15 protein-coding genes and 1 tRNA gene are annotated in these 16,834 nt (G+C 36.3%); 10 read left to right on the plus strand and 6 right to left on the minus strand.

The window, feature by feature from the left end:
- The first annotated feature begins 346 nt into the window (after positions 1–346).
- Positions 347–781: a universal stress protein gene (locus tag AB3I20_RS00005; RefSeq protein ID WP_067482415.1), complete on the plus strand. Its 435-nt coding sequence runs from the start codon at positions 347–349 to the stop codon at positions 779–781.
- An 18-nt stretch (positions 782–799) separates the two neighbouring features.
- Positions 800–1,117 (plus strand): hypothetical protein, encoded by a 318-nt coding sequence (locus AB3I20_RS00010; RefSeq protein WP_067482413.1) that lies wholly within the window; start codon positions 800–802, stop codon positions 1,115–1,117.
- Between the two features lie 159 nt (positions 1,118–1,276).
- Here AB3I20_RS00010 and AB3I20_RS00015 read toward each other — a convergent pair whose 3' ends face one another.
- Positions 1,277–1,534 (minus strand): glucose uptake protein, encoded by a 258-nt coding sequence (locus AB3I20_RS00015; RefSeq protein ID WP_071869000.1) that lies wholly within the window; start codon positions 1,532–1,534, stop codon positions 1,277–1,279.
- 163 nt (positions 1,535–1,697) lie between these two features.
- Here AB3I20_RS00015 and AB3I20_RS00020 point away from each other — a divergent pair, with 163 nt between their 5' ends.
- Together AB3I20_RS00020 and AB3I20_RS00025 are read left to right on the plus strand one after the other, a co-directional pair.
- Complete coding sequence (locus tag AB3I20_RS00020; RefSeq protein ID WP_067482409.1) at positions 1,698–1,961, plus strand: hypothetical protein; 264 nt, start codon at positions 1,698–1,700, stop codon at positions 1,959–1,961.
- A gap of 17 nt (positions 1,962–1,978) precedes the next feature.
- Positions 1,979–2,167, plus strand: a complete 189-nt coding sequence (locus tag AB3I20_RS00025; RefSeq protein ID WP_067482407.1) for a hypothetical protein — start codon at positions 1,979–1,981, stop codon at positions 2,165–2,167.
- 609 nt (positions 2,168–2,776) lie between these two features.
- Here AB3I20_RS00025 and AB3I20_RS00030 read toward each other — a convergent pair.
- On the minus strand, positions 2,777–2,962 hold the full coding sequence (locus AB3I20_RS00030; RefSeq protein ID WP_067482405.1) for a hypothetical protein: 186 nt from the start codon (positions 2,960–2,962) through the stop codon (positions 2,777–2,779).
- A 249-nt stretch (positions 2,963–3,211) separates the two neighbouring features.
- Between AB3I20_RS00030 and AB3I20_RS00035 the strand changes: the two genes are divergently transcribed.
- A complete protein-coding gene (locus tag AB3I20_RS00035) occupies positions 3,212–3,583 on the plus strand; it encodes a YxeA family protein (RefSeq protein WP_067482404.1) in 372 nt (123 codons plus the stop codon).
- Positions 3,584–3,666: 83 nt separating this feature from the next.
- On the opposite strand, the gene AB3I20_RS00040 is transcribed toward AB3I20_RS00035, so the two are convergent.
- The 3 genes from AB3I20_RS00040 to AB3I20_RS00050 all read right to left on the minus strand — a co-directional run bounded on the left by AB3I20_RS00040 (position 3,667) and on the right by AB3I20_RS00050 (position 5,044).
- Positions 3,667–3,739 (minus strand) — tRNA-Gln (locus tag AB3I20_RS00040).
- Positions 3,740–3,802: 63 nt separating this feature from the next.
- Positions 3,803–4,216 carry a hypothetical protein gene (locus tag AB3I20_RS00045; protein WP_086270885.1) on the minus strand — a complete coding sequence of 138 codons (414 nt, stop codon included), beginning with the start codon at positions 4,214–4,216 and terminating at the stop codon, positions 3,803–3,805.
- Between the two features lie 66 nt (positions 4,217–4,282).
- Entirely contained in the window at positions 4,283–5,044 is a 762-nt protein-coding gene (locus AB3I20_RS00050) for a C39 family peptidase (RefSeq protein ID WP_368026783.1), read from the minus strand.
- Positions 5,045–5,432: 388 nt separating this feature from the next.
- On the opposite strand from AB3I20_RS00050, the gene AB3I20_RS00055 reads away from it, so the two are divergent.
- Entirely contained in the window at positions 5,433–5,630 is a 198-nt protein-coding gene (locus AB3I20_RS00055) for a hypothetical protein (protein ID WP_067482398.1), read from the plus strand.
- A 137-nt stretch (positions 5,631–5,767) separates the two neighbouring features.
- Positions 5,768–6,250: a hypothetical protein gene (locus AB3I20_RS00060; protein ID WP_067482396.1), complete on the plus strand. Its 483-nt coding sequence runs from the start codon at positions 5,768–5,770 to the stop codon at positions 6,248–6,250.
- A gap of 252 nt (positions 6,251–6,502) precedes the next feature.
- Here the strand turns inward: AB3I20_RS00060 and AB3I20_RS00065 are convergent, their stop codons facing one another.
- Positions 6,503–7,099 carry a nitroreductase family protein gene (locus AB3I20_RS00065; protein WP_067482395.1) on the minus strand — a complete coding sequence of 199 codons (597 nt, stop codon included), beginning with the start codon at positions 7,097–7,099 and terminating at the stop codon, positions 6,503–6,505.
- 375 nt (positions 7,100–7,474) lie between these two features.
- Between AB3I20_RS00065 and AB3I20_RS00070 the strand changes: the two genes are divergently transcribed.
- The 3 genes from AB3I20_RS00070 to addA all read left to right on the plus strand — a co-directional run bounded on the left by AB3I20_RS00070 (position 7,475) and on the right by addA (position 16,813).
- Positions 7,475–8,941 carry a peptide MFS transporter gene (locus tag AB3I20_RS00070; protein ID WP_067482393.1) on the plus strand — a complete coding sequence of 489 codons (1,467 nt, stop codon included), beginning with the start codon at positions 7,475–7,477 and terminating at the stop codon, positions 8,939–8,941.
- A gap of 628 nt (positions 8,942–9,569) precedes the next feature.
- On the plus strand, positions 9,570–13,103 hold the full coding sequence (locus AB3I20_RS00075) for a PD-(D/E)XK nuclease family protein (protein ID WP_368026784.1): 3,534 nt from the start codon (positions 9,570–9,572) through the stop codon (positions 13,101–13,103).
- Positions 13,100–16,813 (plus strand): helicase-exonuclease AddAB subunit AddA, encoded by a 3,714-nt coding sequence (addA, locus tag AB3I20_RS00080; protein ID WP_095803690.1) that lies wholly within the window; start codon positions 13,100–13,102, stop codon positions 16,811–16,813. Before AB3I20_RS00075 ends, addA begins: the two co-directional genes overlap by 4 nt.
- The last annotated feature ends 21 nt before the right edge of the window (positions 16,814–16,834 follow it).

The following is a 16,834-nucleotide window of genomic DNA, read 5'->3' on the forward strand; positions in this document are numbered from 1 at the left end:
TATATATTCTCCTTCGAATCATAAAAGTTTTTGTTAAGTGTTTTTCAACATGGACATACTTTATCATGTGAAAAGATTTCATAGGTAAAAGATTGATGACACTTTGTAACAGAATCAGGTTTTTTGTAACAAAAATATTATCAAAAAATGTGGGTAAAATGAAAAAAAGCACATAAAGTAATCACATCAATGATTGTTAAGGGTGAAAAATGAGAAAGTATGTTCTGTTTTTTGCGCGTAAAAGCAAAAAAAATTTCGTATTTAAAGGAATTTTTGAAGAAATAGTGCATATATTTTTGAATTTAAGTAGGTGATGATACAATAAAAGAAAAGGGAGGCGGTTTCAATGACTATCAGTTATCAAAACATCTTGGTTGCTGTTGATGGATCAAAACAATCAGAAAAAGCTTTTTCTGAAGCAATGGCAATTGCCAAACAAAATCATGCAAGTTTATATATTGTTTCGATTATTAATGAAGTTGAATTAACCCATAGTGCTTACGCATTTTCAAAAATTTATGCAGAGGAAAAAGAAGCAATTGAATTGGAAATGTTGAAAAAAATCAATGATGCAAAGGAATATGGTATTGATTCGATCCATGCCGTCGTTGAGACTGGTGATCCGCGTGAGTTGATTGGAGTCGATATTCCTAATAAGGAACAAATTGATTTGATTGTGATGGGGGCAACGGGTAAAGGAGCAATTCAGCAAGCATTAGTCGGTTCGACAACTTCATATATAGTGACACATGCCCCATGTAATGTTTTAGTAGTAAAATAAGGAAAGTTGGTGTATAAAATGGTTCAACCACAAGATGTATCGGCTCCTAAAGAAAAAATCAAAGTGTTGTCAATTATTGAGGATGGCACGAAGACCAAGAAAGGCTACTCGACAGCATTTGTAAAATGGAAAGAGAAGAAGACGATTGCTGTTCGATGGGATGGGGATAATCGGCTAGATAAAGGGTTTCCTGTGACAACAAACGGCTATCATCCATCATGGTTTATTTTGCCTGAGCGACTAGCATCGCTTTACAGTCAAGATTTCGTGCATACACAACAAGCTCTGGATGATCTAGAAGAATTTTTACAAAAAAGGGAAGATTTAAATGAGTAAATCTTTTTTCTTCTATAGTATAGAAGAAAGTTGAAAACATGGGTTGTAGGAAATAATGCAACTCATGTTTTTTGTGTACAAAAACCAGCTAAGAAGAATTAGCTGGTTGAAGAGTTTCAAACGAACGCATAATAAATGTGAGTTTTGAAAGAGATAACGTTAGTTTTGTTTATTATATAAGATGAATAACCACACAATCAGCAAAATAACTGAAATCGTAAGCCCAAAGACATACTTGGCTAGCAAAGAGGTAGTCTCCCAATGACGAATAGTAAAAATTTGATAAGTGAAATAAGCACTAGGGAGAGAAGCAATTAAAACGGAAACTTTTTTTCTCGTCCAGTGAATATAATAGAATGTAATCAAAGCCATAATAAAAAAAGGTATATAAAAGAATAATTGACCCAAGATCAGCATGGGGCGCCTCCTATATTAAAATAAGTCCATGTTACAAAATAACATGTTAAGTTGATTGGTGCAAGCACATTTGTGATAAGTACGCAATTAATCTGCTGATTGATTTTGATTGTCTCACAAATTCCTGATATAATCAGACCTGAAAGAGAGGATGAAAATTTTCATGGACCATGTGATATTAGAGATTGACTTACATTTAGTGAACAATATTCGAGTGATTTATTATGTTGTCAGCAACAGTGTAGAAAAGCGGGTGTTGACGAATAAAATCAATGGTATTTTAAGCAAAAAAGAGGTTCACCGTTTTAATAATGGCGAAGAAGAATTTTATAGTATTCCGGTTGAAAAAATCATCTACACAACAGTAAAAGTTAGAAAAGATTTGGATACGAAAAAAATCTATGAACCAGTTTTTACTACGTATTAACAATGGAGGAAGAAAAAATGAATCCATATGATGAACAAATCCAAGCATTGATTGCTGGAAAAATCGAAAAAATCGAGGTCAAGCATGATGAGGTAATGACCTTCCGGGAAGCTTGGTTAAAGTTGGAAGACCGCAAATATGTGGTTGGAAAAGCATCCTTGAACGGAAACGTTACCTATCACTATGATCCAACACGTTTATATTAGTTTTTGACAAAAAGCTAGATTAAGAGCGTTGACTAGGGGAAAATAAGCCCAATGAATCAAAAGTGATAGCAAAATAAAAATTATTTAGCCGTCTTGTTTGAAGAAATAAACCTATTGCAGGAAAATTTGAAAAAATTACCGTTTCCCAAAATAAGCATCATTAGGATAGCTAAACCAGCTAGCTTGTAGATAACTGTTTAGAAAAGCAAGATCCAGAAGAGGGTAAGAAAACCTGAGGTGGTTATTTAACTGTTATTAGTTTAACAACAAAAGAAAATTACTCAGAAAAACACTAGCATAATAAATAGACTGGGCAAAAACTAAAAACCAGTCGTTCTTAACACATTTTCAATTTAAAAAACGCCTAAAATCAACGTTTTCAAAAACGAATTTTAGGCGTTTTTCTATTTAGGCTACTTTTGTCTCAACCCATGTTTATGGATAGCTAGTTGTAGCTGAGTGTTATATGTTACAATTTTTGATAACATTATTTGTGTTATTTCCATGGTGGTTTACTCGGTAAGAAGTCTCTGTTTCATAACAATATGAGAAGTTATTTTTAGAAAGGATTCCTTATTCCTTGAAGCTTAACGCTTGGAGCCACAAGCTTTATTTAAACAGATTCTTGATTTTATCAGTGATTCCATCAACATCAATATCTTTCAAAAGGTGTTTTGCTTGCTCAACATAGCTACCAAGCTCATCTTTATGATCTTCGACAAATTGTTTTGCTTCGTCCAAGTTTCCTTCATTAATCATTTCTTTTACTTTTGCGATTAGTTCATCTTTATTCATTTTTACCCCATCCTTTATAGTTATTAAAAGTTATTAAAAAGTAACGAATAACAATATAAAATGCTATTATGCTCATGTTCAGATTACTTTTACATTCATAGTTTACCAGATAACGAGTGTTTTTTGAATAATAGTTGTTATGAAATTTGATTGCATTGCTAAAGTATGAGGGAAAACTCATTCCCTGGTCGGAGGTTTCTACCTTCTGTTTCTAGTTATAATAAGTGCAACATCATAGGAGGTAGGAAAATGAAAGTAGTTAAATTTTTTGTAGGAATTATTCTGATTGGCGGGTTAAGTTTGTTTGGATTAAAAATGTATACAGCAAATCAACACAGTGAATTTGCTGGTATAATGGACCAACTAAATCCTTTGGTAACGGAAGGAGAAGTTTATGTAAAAACGAAAAAGCCGGACGCTGTCAATAGTTACGGAACAGCAACTTATATCCAGGAAGCGGTAGATAAAAATGGAAAAAAACGGACAGTTGAGTTTAATGGGATTGGTGTATTAAAGGAAGAACGTTATTTGAAATTAACGAATAAAGGCGCACATGTCGAAACGTACGAAGAAGTCGACAAAAACGAAGTTCCTGAAAAGGCATTAGCACTTATTGGATAATCAAGATAAAAGCAGAATAAAAAAAGGAGTTGTGACGATTGTCGCAACTCCTTTTTGAAATGATAAGAAAACGTGAACCCAAATTGGGATGGTAGGGTTCGAACCTGCAATTGCTTGATTCAGAGTCAAGTGCCTTACCAGTTTGGCTACATCCCAATGACTCAATGCAAGTTTATGTTAGCACTTATTTATAAAAACGCAACTAATTTATCTTGCCTGTTAGTTGTTTTTTTTGATTCGCTCGATTCGACGTTCGATTTTTCTAACCAGACCAGAAGGTAGACCTGTAACTTCAGCAACGGAAATAGTTGACGAGAGAAGTTTTAATTCAAGTTGTAGTTCATTTTTCAAGTGATAGATATTTGCTAAACGCTCAACATATTCAAAGTGAGTATATTCGGTTTGTAAAATCAAAAACTTTAGGATATCAATCGCTTTTTCCAAATCTTGCTCGGCGTAATACGCTAAAGCTTGACGATATAATTTGATTTCTAATTGGTTTAAAGAGGAAGGACGGTGGCGGTTTGTCCATTCGTTGACGGAAACTTTTCCCTGAACATTGCCAGAATCATCACGTACAAAAATGATTGGAATTTCATTTGGATTCGGTTTTTTTTGATTGAATCTTTCCATGATGATGCCTCCTCCTTCAAATAAGAATCTTCTTGTCTAAAGTATATGTCATTCTTTGAAAGAACGCTAGTTACTTTTTTCCAAGGTTAACATTTGTCCACCCATTGCTTCAAAGATTTCAGTGAAATCATTGATTGGAACTGCTCGATTTTTTTCGCCATAAGGGTCGTTCACGTAGATCATTTCCTTGTCATAGCCAGTTACGACACAAGCGTGAACTAGGGGAGTGACAGAAACTTCACCATTTTGGGTAGTCCAAGTCATAAAGTCAGTTTCATCAGGGACCTCAAACTCAATGGTGACGATGGTCCAAACCGGTTTTTCTTCATTCAAGGCTTCTTTGATATCAGCAAGTGAGGCTTCTTTTTTTGCTTGTGCATGGTAGCTAGTGTGTACTACTTTTTGTGCGAGTGCAGCAATTGGTGCGACATAGACACCCATTGCCCAGTCTCCACCAGAAATATCACCAACAAATCCTTCATTTGGATCACCATGTGTACCATCTTCATTAAACACAGGGACATAAGTAAGTTCGTTTGCTAACAGGTTTTTGGTCGTTTCAAAACCATAGTAATTTAACAACATAGAAAGGGCAGTTACTTCACAGCCATTTTCTAGAGCTGGTTCGTCAAATTGGTTAGCAAGTGGAACATCTAAAATCATTTCATTCGCTTCATTGGATTTCTTTTTAGCTGGAGGCTTTTGGTCTTCTTGTTTTTGTTGTGCAGTTTCGTTTGAGTTGGGCGTTGTTAACCAATAGACTGAGCCAGCAGCAAGCAGACTAACGCTAACAAATCCACTTAATTTTTTTGCAACTTTCTTTTTCATAAGGACCCCCAATTATTCCGCAAGGGAACATCTTACATTCTTGCTATTATAATGCTTTTTTTGTGAATGTGAAATACTTTAACGTTAATTCCTGATGGAGAAGTTTACATAAAAAAATTAACAGCTAGTAATCATTTTTTCAACTATTTCAACTTAAAAAATGAGGGGAAGAAAAAATGAATAATTCCGTTCTTTTTTATGAATTTTATACGAAACTTTCGTGTTTAAAAGAGGTTTTATTTGTGAAAACGAAACCAGTAGGCTATAATGCCAATATGGTTTGTTCAAAAAAGTTATTAACAAGAATCAATTGGTAATGACAACGAACATTCTGCCTGAATAAATTACTTCAGGAAAGAAAATGGGGCAGCAGTGTAGGAGGATTTTGATGACGGAAGAAATGATAAATCTAGGAGAAAAGTATTCTTGTAAGCCAATTGGATTCACACAACCAGTTGTTGGAGAAGTTGTATCAAAAATGACGAATTGTGCCGTAGTCAAAGTTGCTCAATGTGCTGACGAAGACCAAGAATTATTGGAAGAGAAGTCCAGCATGGTTGTTGCAAAATATGATACATTTGAATAAAAAATAAAAAGGACAAGTAGTTCAAACATGAAAAAGTGTTGCTGCGTGTCCTTTTTGCTGTTTTTGAAAAAGTTCTATATACTTGACTTAATAAAGAGAAAAGTTTTCTTGAGATGAGAGAAGAGAGGTGATGTACGATGATAACAACCTTTACTTTGTTATTGTTTGCATTTGTTTTTGTCATGTTTTTATTTCTATGGTTCGTTCGTAGAGAAATTGTTTATAAAGCAGTACGAAATCGTTGGGTTTACTTGGTGGTTCCGTTTCTTGTGGTCTTAGTTATCTGGTTTACGATCATTAGTCAGCCAACGGTGGATGACTTGGCGAAAGCCGTTTTATCCGCAATGATATTCATCAGTTTTTTAATGGATAGTCGTGGGATAACGGAAGAAGGCTTGGTTTTAAATAGCTTTGATAAACGGGGCGTTCCTTTTTCTGAAATCAATCGAATCGTTTTATATCAACCCCAAGGTTCAAATGAAGTGAAAATGAATTTTTTCCGTAAGGGCTGGCGTGGGCCGATGTTAAAATTTTCCGCTTCTTTAGAGGAGCTGGTGCCATTTTTAGCGCAACGATTAAATGATGATGCTCAGATTGATATTATGATTGATGAAGAGTGAGGACAAGGTTGTGGCACAAAGCGGTTAGCTTCGAAAAAATAATGAGCAACTGGCGAAAATAGCTTTTTATATTTTTGACCAGGTGTGAGTTATTTCGAGAAGTTCTTTTGAAAACATCGCAGCAAAAAGAATGAATGAAACCATTTTTTATTACGAAGCAGATTTTATTTTCTATCAAAATGTTTACTTTAAACTAAAAAAGGAACACGTTTAGATTAATCCTAGACGTGTTCCTTTTTTATAATCTTGTAATTAGCTAAATACGCGGAAACGATCTTCATCGTTCATGTATTCTTTTTCGCCAGCGGGTGATTCAACAGAACCAAAAACTAATTGAGAACGTAGTTTCCAGTTTGCAGGAATATTCCATTCTTTTGCAACTGCTTCATCAATTACTGGATTGTAATGTTGTAAGTTTGCGCCAAGTCCTTGTTCGACTAATGAAACCCAAGTATTTGCTGTTGCAATACCATTTGATTGTTCTGACCAATCTGGGAAGTTGTCTGCATAAAGTTCAAATTGTTCTTGCAATCCTTTAACGATATCAGTGTCTTTGAAGAATAAAACAGTTCCGTAACCATTTTTGAAGCCAGCTAATTTTTGTTGTGTATTAGGAAAAGCTTCAGCAGGTGTTAATGGGCGAAGTGCTTCTTCTGTGATTTCCCATAATTTTTCGTGAGCGTCACCGAAAAGAATAACAGCGCGTGTTGATTGTGCGTTGAAAGCAGTTGGGCTTTCTTTGATAGCTTCTTTAATAAGTGCTTCTAATTCTGTGTTTGATAATGAAACGTTACGTCCTAAGTGATAGATCGAACGGCGATTTTTTAAAGTGTTTGTAAATGTAGTCATAGTATAGTCTCCCTTTGAATGTTGTTTTTTTACTTACTTTTTGTAATTGAATACAAAATGAAGTATATCATCTTACAAAAAGTAAGTAAATAGAAAAGCTCAAAAAAATGGAAATTTTTTTAGGAAAAAGTAAATGAGAAAGCAAAAAGAGTGATAGCGGTTACTTAACTGCTTTAACGACTTTTTTTAGTCAGTTTATCGAGAGGAACTATATAATTATTAAATGTGTGTTTTTTTATTCTTATTATTTTGTCATTGAATTTTACTTATTTTTATAGAAAAGAAGTATATATTTCTTAGATAAGTTTTTCAGTTAAATTTTTCAGGTAATATGTTTATTATTTTCTGAAAATTTAAAGAATTGAGGTATAGATTATGGAAAATCAACAAGATAAAGGCTTCTTTGGTCAGCCGAAGGGGTTATCAACATTGTTCTTCACAGAGATGTGGGAACGATTCAGTTATTATGGAATGCGTGCATTACTTCTTTATTATATGTATGACGCAGTTTCCAATGGTGGTCTTGGATTACCACGTACAACGGCCTTAGCAATCATGTCGATTTATGGTTCACTTGTATTTATGTCAAGCATTGTTGGTGGATGGATTTCCGACCGTTTACTTGGAGCAAAACGAACAGTATTTTTTGGTGGAGTATTCATCATGTTTGGTCACATTGTTTTAGCGACACCATTTGGAGTAGGTGCTTTATTTATTTCAATGGCATTGATTATTATGGGGACAGCTTTATTGAAACCAAATGTGTCCGGAATGGTGGGACATCTTTATTCAAAAACAGATTTACGTCGTGATGCAGGTTTCTCAATCTTTTATATGGGTGTCAACTTGGGGGCATTACTAGCACCACTGATTGTTGGGACTTTAGGTCAAGAATATAACTATCATTTAGGTTTCTCGTTAGCAGCATTTGGGATGTTCTTCGGTCTACTACAATACATCATCCAAGGCCGCAAAACATTAGATGGTGTTGGAACAAAAGCTCCAAACCCATTAACACCAGAAGAACGTAAAGGTTTTATTCGTAACTTTATTATTGCGATTGTTGTCATCATTGCTATTTTTGGTGGTGCACAATTAACTGGTCATCTTTCTATTGATTTCTTTGTTAATTCGATTAGCATACTTGGAATTGTTCTACCTGTGTTCTATTTTGTAAAAATGTTAACGTCAAAAGATGTTTCTGCAGAAGAAAAACCACGAGTATTAGCATATATTCCCTTGTTTTTAGCAGCAATTATTTTCTGGTCATTACAAGAGCAAGGTTCATCGATTCTTGCGTTATTTGCTAGCGAACGAACACAATCAACTTTATTTGGTGTAACGATCCAAGCAAGCTGGTTCCAATCATTAAATCCAATTTTTATTTTTGTTCTAACACCTGTCTTCGTTACTTTATGGACGAAACTTGGACAAAAACAACCATCAACTGTTGTAAAATTTGCACTTGGGTTGTTATTTGCTGGGCTTTCTTACTTGTTATTGATGTTACCAGGTTTATTATATGGAACAGCTGGAAAAGTAAGTCCAATGTGGTTGGTTGGTAGCTTCTTCATCATTGTAATTGCAGAATTATGTTTATCACCAGTTGGTCTATCTGTAACAACTAAGCTAGCACCACGCGCGTTTGAATCACAAACAATTGCGATCTGGTTCTTAGCAGATGCTTCATCACAAGCAATTAACGCGCAAATCGCTCGTTTTTATACACCGGCAACTGAATCAGCATATTTTGGGATTATCGGAGTCGTTGCAATCATCGGTGGGATTTTATTATTCACAATCAAAGAACCAATTAAGAAATTAATGGGTTCAATTCATTAAAAAAGTTAGAGCCTAGGGCAGTTGATGTCTTAGGCTTTTTTTGTGGAGAAAACGGTAAAACTTTGAGATTAAGTGTAAAGAAAGTTTATGAGAAATAGGTTTGCCAACAAAAAAATATTTTTGATTGTTTTTTTCGGAGCTGAATGTTTTATGTTGGAAGATTATTTGTGACGTTCCCAAAGCAATCCCTCGATATAATTTTCAATCACTTCAAAATAGAAAAAATTATTTTTTATGATTGCGTATTATATTGTTGAAGGGGAACGTTTTGAATCACAACCTTTATCCACCGTGCTCTCAAAGCAACTTCTCGAAATAATTCGTAACTGACTAAAAGTATGAGAGACTATTTTTGTCAGTTGCTCTTTATTTTTCCGGAGCTGATCGCTTTGTGTCACAACCTTATTCACGGTGTTCTCAAAGCAACTTCTCGAAATAATTCGTAACTGACCAAAAATATGGAAAGCTATTTTTGTCAGTTGCTCATTATTTTTGTCGGAGCTAACCGCTTTGTGTCACAACCTTTTTTAAAAAGTTATTTCTTTTTACCAAAAACCTTGATAAGTAGAACGAATGTTCAGTTTTTTTGTTATAATAGAAGAGCATCAAAAAGTAAAGGAGGAGTAAAATGTCTTTACAATTTATTCTCGGCTCAGGTAAGAAAGATCATCGAACAGCACTGATTGATGAGGCAACGACTTGGTTAGAAGCAGCTCCTCAAAATCAAGTCTTTTTCCTTGTACCTAATTACAATAAGTTTGAACAAGAACAAGAGTTATTAGCAATGTTACGTCAGCGCAAAGGAACACAAACCTTTAGTACGACAAAGGTGCAAGTCTTTAGTTTTTATCGACTAGCATGGTACATTTTGCAACAGACAACTTTGCTTTCAGGTAATAGCATCACCGAGTCTGGCTCAGCAATGATTCTACGTCAGATATTAGAAAAAAACCGCGAAAAGTTGACCATTTTTCGTGGAGAAGTCAACAAAAAAGGATTCATCAAGCAACTCCAAGAATTATATGAAGAAATGCGCACAGGAAACATTCACCCAAGTGACTTAATAGCTAGTGTAACTGGGGAAAGTCCCAAAGCAGCAGACCAACAATTGAAAATGCAAGATTTACAGTTGATTTTTTCTGCGTATGAAGAAGAACTATTTGAGCGAATGCTACAAGCAGAAGATGCTTTAGCTATTTTAAGTGAGTATCTTTATCAACAAGATTTTCGCCATGTAAAATTTTTGATGACGGGTTTTTCTCGGATCAATGCCCAGGAGTATCAGTTGTTGAGCGCAATGATGGTCAAAGGAAACCTGGTTGTCGATTTATTACTTGATCGACCTTATCCTAATGAAGTGCCTGAACCCTTAAATCTGTTTCACGAAACAGGCAAGTTATATTTTCGCTTGTTGAACGGGGCAAAAGAACATCGTGCACCGATTTTGATTGATCAATATGCACCAGCGAAGGAAGTGCCAGAAGCGTTAGCCGCATTACAAGAGATGTGGGAAGAAACAAGTAGTCAAAAACAAAATCGTTCTCGAAAAGTTGGTGCACAAAAGACGATTCATTTGTGGGAGGCGGAAACACCAACGGAAGAAGTCCAACAGTTGGCCGTGGAAATTCGCCGTTTGGTTAGCGAGGGGGAATGTCGGTATCGCGATATTCAAGTATTGACGAAAGATATGCTTCTTTATGGCAATTTATTAAAGCCGATTTTTCAAGAAATGGCGATTCCGTTTTATCTCGATGAAGAGCAGTTGATGGAGAACCATCCTTTGATCGAGTGGATCAACAGTCTGTTTGCTTTGGATCGCTACGCCTATCGTTTGAGTGACATTATGCGATTTTTCAAAACGGAGTTATTGATTGCTCCAGAAAATCAAGAATTAGAGCAGGAACAATGGCAATGGATCAGAGATGATTTCCGCAAAAAATTAGATCTCACAGAAAATGTTGCCTTAGCTTATAATTATCAAGGAAACTACTGGACTCGCGCAAAGGATTGGACGTTTGTTTCTTACAACTTTGAAACAGAGGAGCTGGAAGACGTTCAAGAACTGCAAGAGCAGTCAAATGAGATTCGTCGTTTATTCCAGAGTAATATTCCGGGTTTCTTTAAAAAAATCAAAAATTGTGAAAATGGTCAAGAAGCTGCTAGTGTTTTTTATCAGTTTTTAGTGACCAGTGGTGTCCGTCAACAACTGTTATTTTGGCGGAATCAAGAAGTTGCACGCGGAAATTTAGCACAAGCCAGAAATCATGAGCAAACGTGGGGTGCGTTGATCGACTTACTGGACGAGTTTGCATTGATTTATGGGGAAACCAGCTTTGAATGGGAAACATTCCAAGACATTATTAGCAGTGGACTAGAAAATTTAAGTTATGGGAAGATTCCTACAGCAATTGATCAAGTTCAAGTAAACCGCTTAGAATTAGTTCGTCCAAATCAAGCAAAAATTACCTTTGCTTTGGGCCTGAACGATCAAACTTTCCCAGCTCGTCAAGAAACAAAAGGTCTGCTATCTAGTGAAGAACGAGAACAATTGAATCAAGCATTGGCTGAAGATCAGTATTTGTTTGATCCTGCAACGGAAAGTATGTCTTCTGAACCTTTTCAAGCATATTTGGTCTTTCTTTCAGGAACAAAGCGACTTTATTTAAGCTATGCACAAAGTTACGATACGGATCGAAGTTTGAAAATTTCTCCTTATTTACAACGAATCAATCGTTATTTAGCAATTCCAATTGAGAAAAAGACACGATTGACGGTGACCAGTGAGCCAGCGGATTATATTGGGACGTATCGGAGTGCCGTTGATACGTTGAACCGAATGTTTCGTTTGGCAGCAGATGAGAAACAACAATTAGCGAAAGTATGGACTGAATTGAGAGAAGTCGTTCTCCATTCTCCTTGGCGGAACTTTGCTTTACGTGTATTTGAAAGTCAGTCTCATTTGAATGTTCCAGTTTCATTACCGACAGAGTTAGCAGAGCAGTTATACGGAAAAGAAATCTATACGTCTATTTCTCGTATGGAAAATTTTTACAACTGTGAATATAAATATTTTGTTCAATTTGGCTTGAAGTTGAAAGAACGGATGATTTATGGACTGACACCAGCAGCAACTGGGGACTTTTATCATGAATCACTGGATCGCTTCTTTAAATTATTATTTTCAAATGAACTTTCACTCGTTAACATGACGGAAAAAGAACGCCAAGCATTTACTGAGAAAGTTCTCCAAGAAGTTTTTGGTGAACTGCGTTTTGAAATTTTAGATAGTTCTGCACGGATGAACTACATCCGTTATCAATTGAGCCAAACAATCCAAAAAGTAGCGTGGGCGTTACAAAAACAAAGTAAAAATACCGGTCTCCATCCGTTACAAACGGAGATTTTATTCGGACAAATTGCTGGGGCAAAAGGAATCCCGGGTTTGGAATTACCTTTACAAAATGGTGGAAGACTACATGTTCGCGGAAAAATCGACCGTATCGACACGGCCACGGAACAAGACGAAACCTGGTTAAGTGTTGTGGACTATAAATCTAGTGGGCGAACGTTTGATGTTACGGAAGCTTACTATGGAATGGCCATGCAACTATTGACTTACTTAGATGTTGCCTTGATGGATGCAGTACGCTTAACCGGACAAGCCACAGTCAAGCCTGCTGGTTCCTATTATTTACATGTCCACAACCCTGTATTAACCGAAAACGAAGAAATTGAAAAGAATACGTTGAAAAAGTTTAGTTATGATGGTGTCTTTGTTGATGATCCGGGATTGTTGGAAGTTCTTGATCATTCGTTAGAAGCGAAAGAGCAATCTTTGATTTATCCAGTGAAAAAAAATGCGAAAGATGAGTATCAAAAGGGCAGTTACAGTAAAGAAAAATTCTTCACAGAAGAAGAATTACATCAGTTTATGGAACACAATCGTAAAAATATGCGTTTAGCTGGTGAAGCAATCACTTCGGGAGAAATCAAACTAAATCCAGCCTATAAAGATAAACAGCGGATTGCTTGTCAATTTTGTCCATTTCGAAGTGTCTGCACTTTCGATGTGATGTTAAAGGAAAACAATTATCATCGCTTAGAAAAACTGGATAAGGACGAAGCATTACGCAGAATTTTGAAACGAGGTGAAGAAGAGTGAGTCAGATTCCATTAAAGCCCCAAAATGAACGTTTTACAGATGAACAATGGCAAGCGATTTTTGATCGTGGGGACAATTTGCTTGTCTCCGCTTCAGCAGGATCAGGAAAAACCACAGTTCTTGTTCGTCGAGTGATTGAAAAACTTAAAATGGGTGTCAATATTGATGAACTCTTGATTGTTACGTTTACGGAAGCTGCTGCACGTGAGATGAAAGAAAGAATCCAAGAAGCTTTGCAGTCGGCAATCAACGACGAAACAGATACGCAACGTCAGCAACATTTTACGAAACAATTAATGTTGCTACCCACAGCTAATATTTCAACACTACATGCGTTTTGTTTAACTGTCATTCGTCGTTTTTATTATCTGATCGATATCGATCCAGTTTTTCGAATGCTGACAGATGAAACAGAAACCTTGTTAATGAAAGAAGACGTGTGGGACGAATTACGTGAACGTCTTTACGGAGAAAAAAATGAGCGATTTTTCCAACTAACGACAAACTTTTCAAATGATCGATCAGATGAAGGCTTGACTGACTTAATCTTGTCTCTTTATGAGTTTGCGCGTGCGAATCCAGATCCAACTAATTGGCTTAAAGGATTGAGTGAATCTTATCGTTTAGAAGGCTCGCTTGGCGAATCGGCGTTATATCAAAATCAATTACGTCCATTGATTTTGGCAGATGTTTTTCAATGTGTACAGGCATATGAAGAGATGGTCAGCTTAGCTCAGACGGAAGGTTTGGAAAAAATGTACGACCAAGTTTCCGAGGAACGTGAACGAATCAATGCCATTTATGAGGCATTTATACAAGATCAACTAGAGGTGGCTTATCAAGGATTAGAAAACTTAACCTTTTCAACATTTAAAAGCAGTCGAAAAGCCGAATTGAAAGAACGATCAGCAGAAGTAAAAGCTCTTCGTGATCGCTCGAAAAAAATGATTCAAGGAATCAGTAAAAATTATTTCGCTGTTTCGCCAGCGCAAATGGAAGCTATTATGACACAAGCACTTCCTTTAGTCGAAGAGATGTGCCAAGTAACACAAGCGTTTATGGATGGATTTAGTGAGAAAAAACGCGAAAAAGGCGTATTAGATTTTAATGACCTAGAACATTTGGCGTTGATGATTTTGACCAAGAAAACCGCTGATGGTTGGATATCAAGTGAAGCCTCGAATTATTACCGAGAGAAATTCAAAGAAGTAATGGTTGATGAGTATCAGGATGTCAATCAATTGCAAGAAGCAATTTTATACTGGTTAAGAGAACCTGATCCAACGAATGGAAATCTTTTCATGGTTGGAGATGTCAAGCAATCTATTTATTCTTTCCGATTAGCGGATCCAAGTCTATTCATCAAAAAATATCAAGAATTTTCAAAAGCAGAAGGTGGTAGAAGAATCGTTCTGGCAGAAAATTTTCGTTCGCGAGAAGAAGTCTTGCGATTTACTAACCTGATTTTTGAACAAATTATGGATGAACAAGTTGGCCAGATTACTTATGATGAAGCAGCAAAACTGGCGTTAGGATTTCCTGATTTTCCTAATAGTACGCAGTTTGATCCAGAAATTTTGATTTATGAAAAAGAACAGGAAGAAACTACGGAAGAGTTGCCTTCGGATGATTTTCTTGAAGATAAAACAGAGGGCGAATTATTGATGGCGGGGTTGAAAATCCGTGAATTAATTGATAACAAGTGGGAAATCTACGATAAAAAATTGAAAGCTAATCGACCAGTCGAATATGGGGATATTGTCCTACTGACACCAACGAAAAAAAATAATTTAACGATTTTGGATGTGTTCAAGACCTTAGATATTCCACTGGAAATGAACGATGCTCAAAATTATTTCCAAGCAACAGAGATCCGGACTGTGATTTCATTACTACAAATCATTGATAATCCTTACCAAGACATTCCTTTAGTAGCTATTTTACGTTCACCAATCGTTGGCTTGATTGAACCCGAATTAGCGCAGATTCGCTTAGCGGATCGAAATCGTACGTTCTTTGATGCCTTTTTAACTTATGAAAAAATGAATCAAGATCACTTGAGTGCTAAGCTCTCTGATTTTAAAGAATTGTTGGATAAATGGCGTGAACTTGCTCGACGTTCTTCAATTGCGGACTTACTTTGGGCTATTTACTACGAGACGGGTTACTTAGAATACGTGGTTGGGTTACCAGCTGGGGCACAAAGACAAGCAAATTTATATGCATTAGTGGATCGTGCGAAAGCTTATGAGCAAAGTTCATTTCGAGGATTGTACCAGTTTGTTCGTTTTATCGAAAAAATGCAAGAAAAGGATAAAGATTTGGCAGAACCTGTCATTGCGGTGGAAGACAATGCAGTTCGTGTGATGACGATTCACGCCAGTAAAGGACTAGAATTCCCTGTTGTCTTTTTGTTGGACATGACGAAAGAATTCAATTTACAGGATTTGCGAAAACGCTACGTATTTGAAGAAAAATTAGGTGCAGGAATCCGCTACATGGACCCGCAAACTCGCGTATTATTTGATACATTACCTTTTCAAGCCATTAAATTAGCTAAACAAAACAAATTATTATCTGAAGAAATGCGTAAATTGTATGTTGGGTTGACTCGGGCGGAACAAAAACTGTTTATTGTTGGCTCTTACAAGAGTCGTGAACAAACAATTAAAACGTGGGGCGAAGCGCTAAATGCATCGGAACTGGTTCTGGATCCAGCGTTGCGCTTGAAAGGTCGAGGGAGCTTGATGAATTGGATTGGCTACAGCTTGATTCGTCATCCTCGAATGTCTGAATACTTGGAGGATGAGTCAGTATTGACTTTAGCTGATGCGAACGGTTCCTTTACCGTTTTGTGGATGAACCAACAAGAGTTGGCGGAAAAGCGTCAACAACTTGCACAGCGGGAGCCTTCTTTAGTTACGCCGAAAGAAAACCAATTTGGTTTATCGGAGACTCTGCGTCAACGTTTAGCATATGTTTATCCTTATCAGGCTGCCACTCAAACAACGAGTTACCAATCTGTTTCAGAAATCAAACGATTATTTGAAGACCCAGATGATAGTCAGGCAACGAAGCTAACTTGGGAAGACAATCAAACAAAAGCAAAAAATCAACAATTTCGTTATACACAAGAACAGCTAGCTGAACCAAAATTTTTGCAAAAAGGTGTATCAGCAACTGCAATTGGAACAGTCACACATACGTTGTTGCAATTATTGCCATTGGAGCCACCAACAGAAGAAGCAATCCAAGCTTTACTAGCAGAGCTAGTCAAAAAGCGATTGGTGGATCAACAAGTGGCAGAAAAAGTCGACATTTCTGCAATTCTTTGGTTTTTTGAAACAGATCTTGGAAAATTATTACTGGAACACTCCACAAAAGTGAAAAGAGAGCAACCATTTGCGATGCTGATGACAGCGGAAGAAGTGTTTGAAAATTATCCGGATGAAACTGATGAATTACTGATTCACGGAATCGTTGACGGCTATATCGAATTTGCAGATGACATCTATCTTTATGATTTCAAAACGGATTTCCTTATGAATCCAGATGACCCAACTGAGATTGATAAAGTTGTTCAAAAATATTTAGGACAGCTCCGACTTTACCAACAAGCATTGGCTGATTCTTTAGGAAAACCTGTAACAAATACCTTTTTAGTTTTATTACGTGGCAAGAAAATCATAAATGTTAACAAAAGATTATGAATAAGCATAAGTTGCTTACAC

Source organism: Enterococcus sp. C50, assembly GCF_040887505.1.
Taxonomy (GTDB): Bacteria; Bacillota; Bacilli; order Lactobacillales; family Enterococcaceae; genus Enterococcus_B; species Enterococcus_B thailandicus.

Excerpts from the sequence above, each read along its gene's own strand:
- AB3I20_RS00005 (WP_067482415.1), top strand. The coding sequence starts at position 347 with ATGACTATCAGTTATCAAAACATCTTGGTTGCTGTTGATGGATCAAAA.
- AB3I20_RS00010 (WP_067482413.1), top strand. The coding sequence starts at position 800 with ATGGTTCAACCACAAGATGTATCGGCTCCTAAAGAAAAAATCAAAGTG.
- AB3I20_RS00015 (WP_071869000.1), bottom strand. The coding sequence starts at position 1,534 with ATGCTGATCTTGGGTCAATTATTCTTTTATATACCTTTTTTTATTATG.
- AB3I20_RS00020 (WP_067482409.1), top strand. The coding sequence starts at position 1,698 with ATGGACCATGTGATATTAGAGATTGACTTACATTTAGTGAACAATATT.
- AB3I20_RS00025 (WP_067482407.1), top strand. The coding sequence starts at position 1,979 with ATGAATCCATATGATGAACAAATCCAAGCATTGATTGCTGGAAAAATC.
- AB3I20_RS00030 (WP_067482405.1), bottom strand. The coding sequence starts at position 2,962 with ATGAATAAAGATGAACTAATCGCAAAAGTAAAAGAAATGATTAATGAA.
- AB3I20_RS00035 (WP_067482404.1), top strand. The coding sequence starts at position 3,212 with ATGAAAGTAGTTAAATTTTTTGTAGGAATTATTCTGATTGGCGGGTTA.
- AB3I20_RS00045 (WP_086270885.1), bottom strand. The coding sequence starts at position 4,216 with ATGGAAAGATTCAATCAAAAAAAACCGAATCCAAATGAAATTCCAATC.
- AB3I20_RS00050 (WP_368026783.1), bottom strand. The coding sequence starts at position 5,044 with ATGAAAAAGAAAGTTGCAAAAAAATTAAGTGGATTTGTTAGCGTTAGT.
- AB3I20_RS00055 (WP_067482398.1), top strand. The coding sequence starts at position 5,433 with ATGACGGAAGAAATGATAAATCTAGGAGAAAAGTATTCTTGTAAGCCA.
- AB3I20_RS00060 (WP_067482396.1), top strand. The coding sequence starts at position 5,768 with ATGATAACAACCTTTACTTTGTTATTGTTTGCATTTGTTTTTGTCATG.
- AB3I20_RS00065 (WP_067482395.1), bottom strand. The coding sequence starts at position 7,099 with ATGACTACATTTACAAACACTTTAAAAAATCGCCGTTCGATCTATCAC.
- AB3I20_RS00070 (WP_067482393.1), top strand. The coding sequence starts at position 7,475 with ATGGAAAATCAACAAGATAAAGGCTTCTTTGGTCAGCCGAAGGGGTTA.
- AB3I20_RS00075 (WP_368026784.1), top strand. The coding sequence starts at position 9,570 with ATGTCTTTACAATTTATTCTCGGCTCAGGTAAGAAAGATCATCGAACA.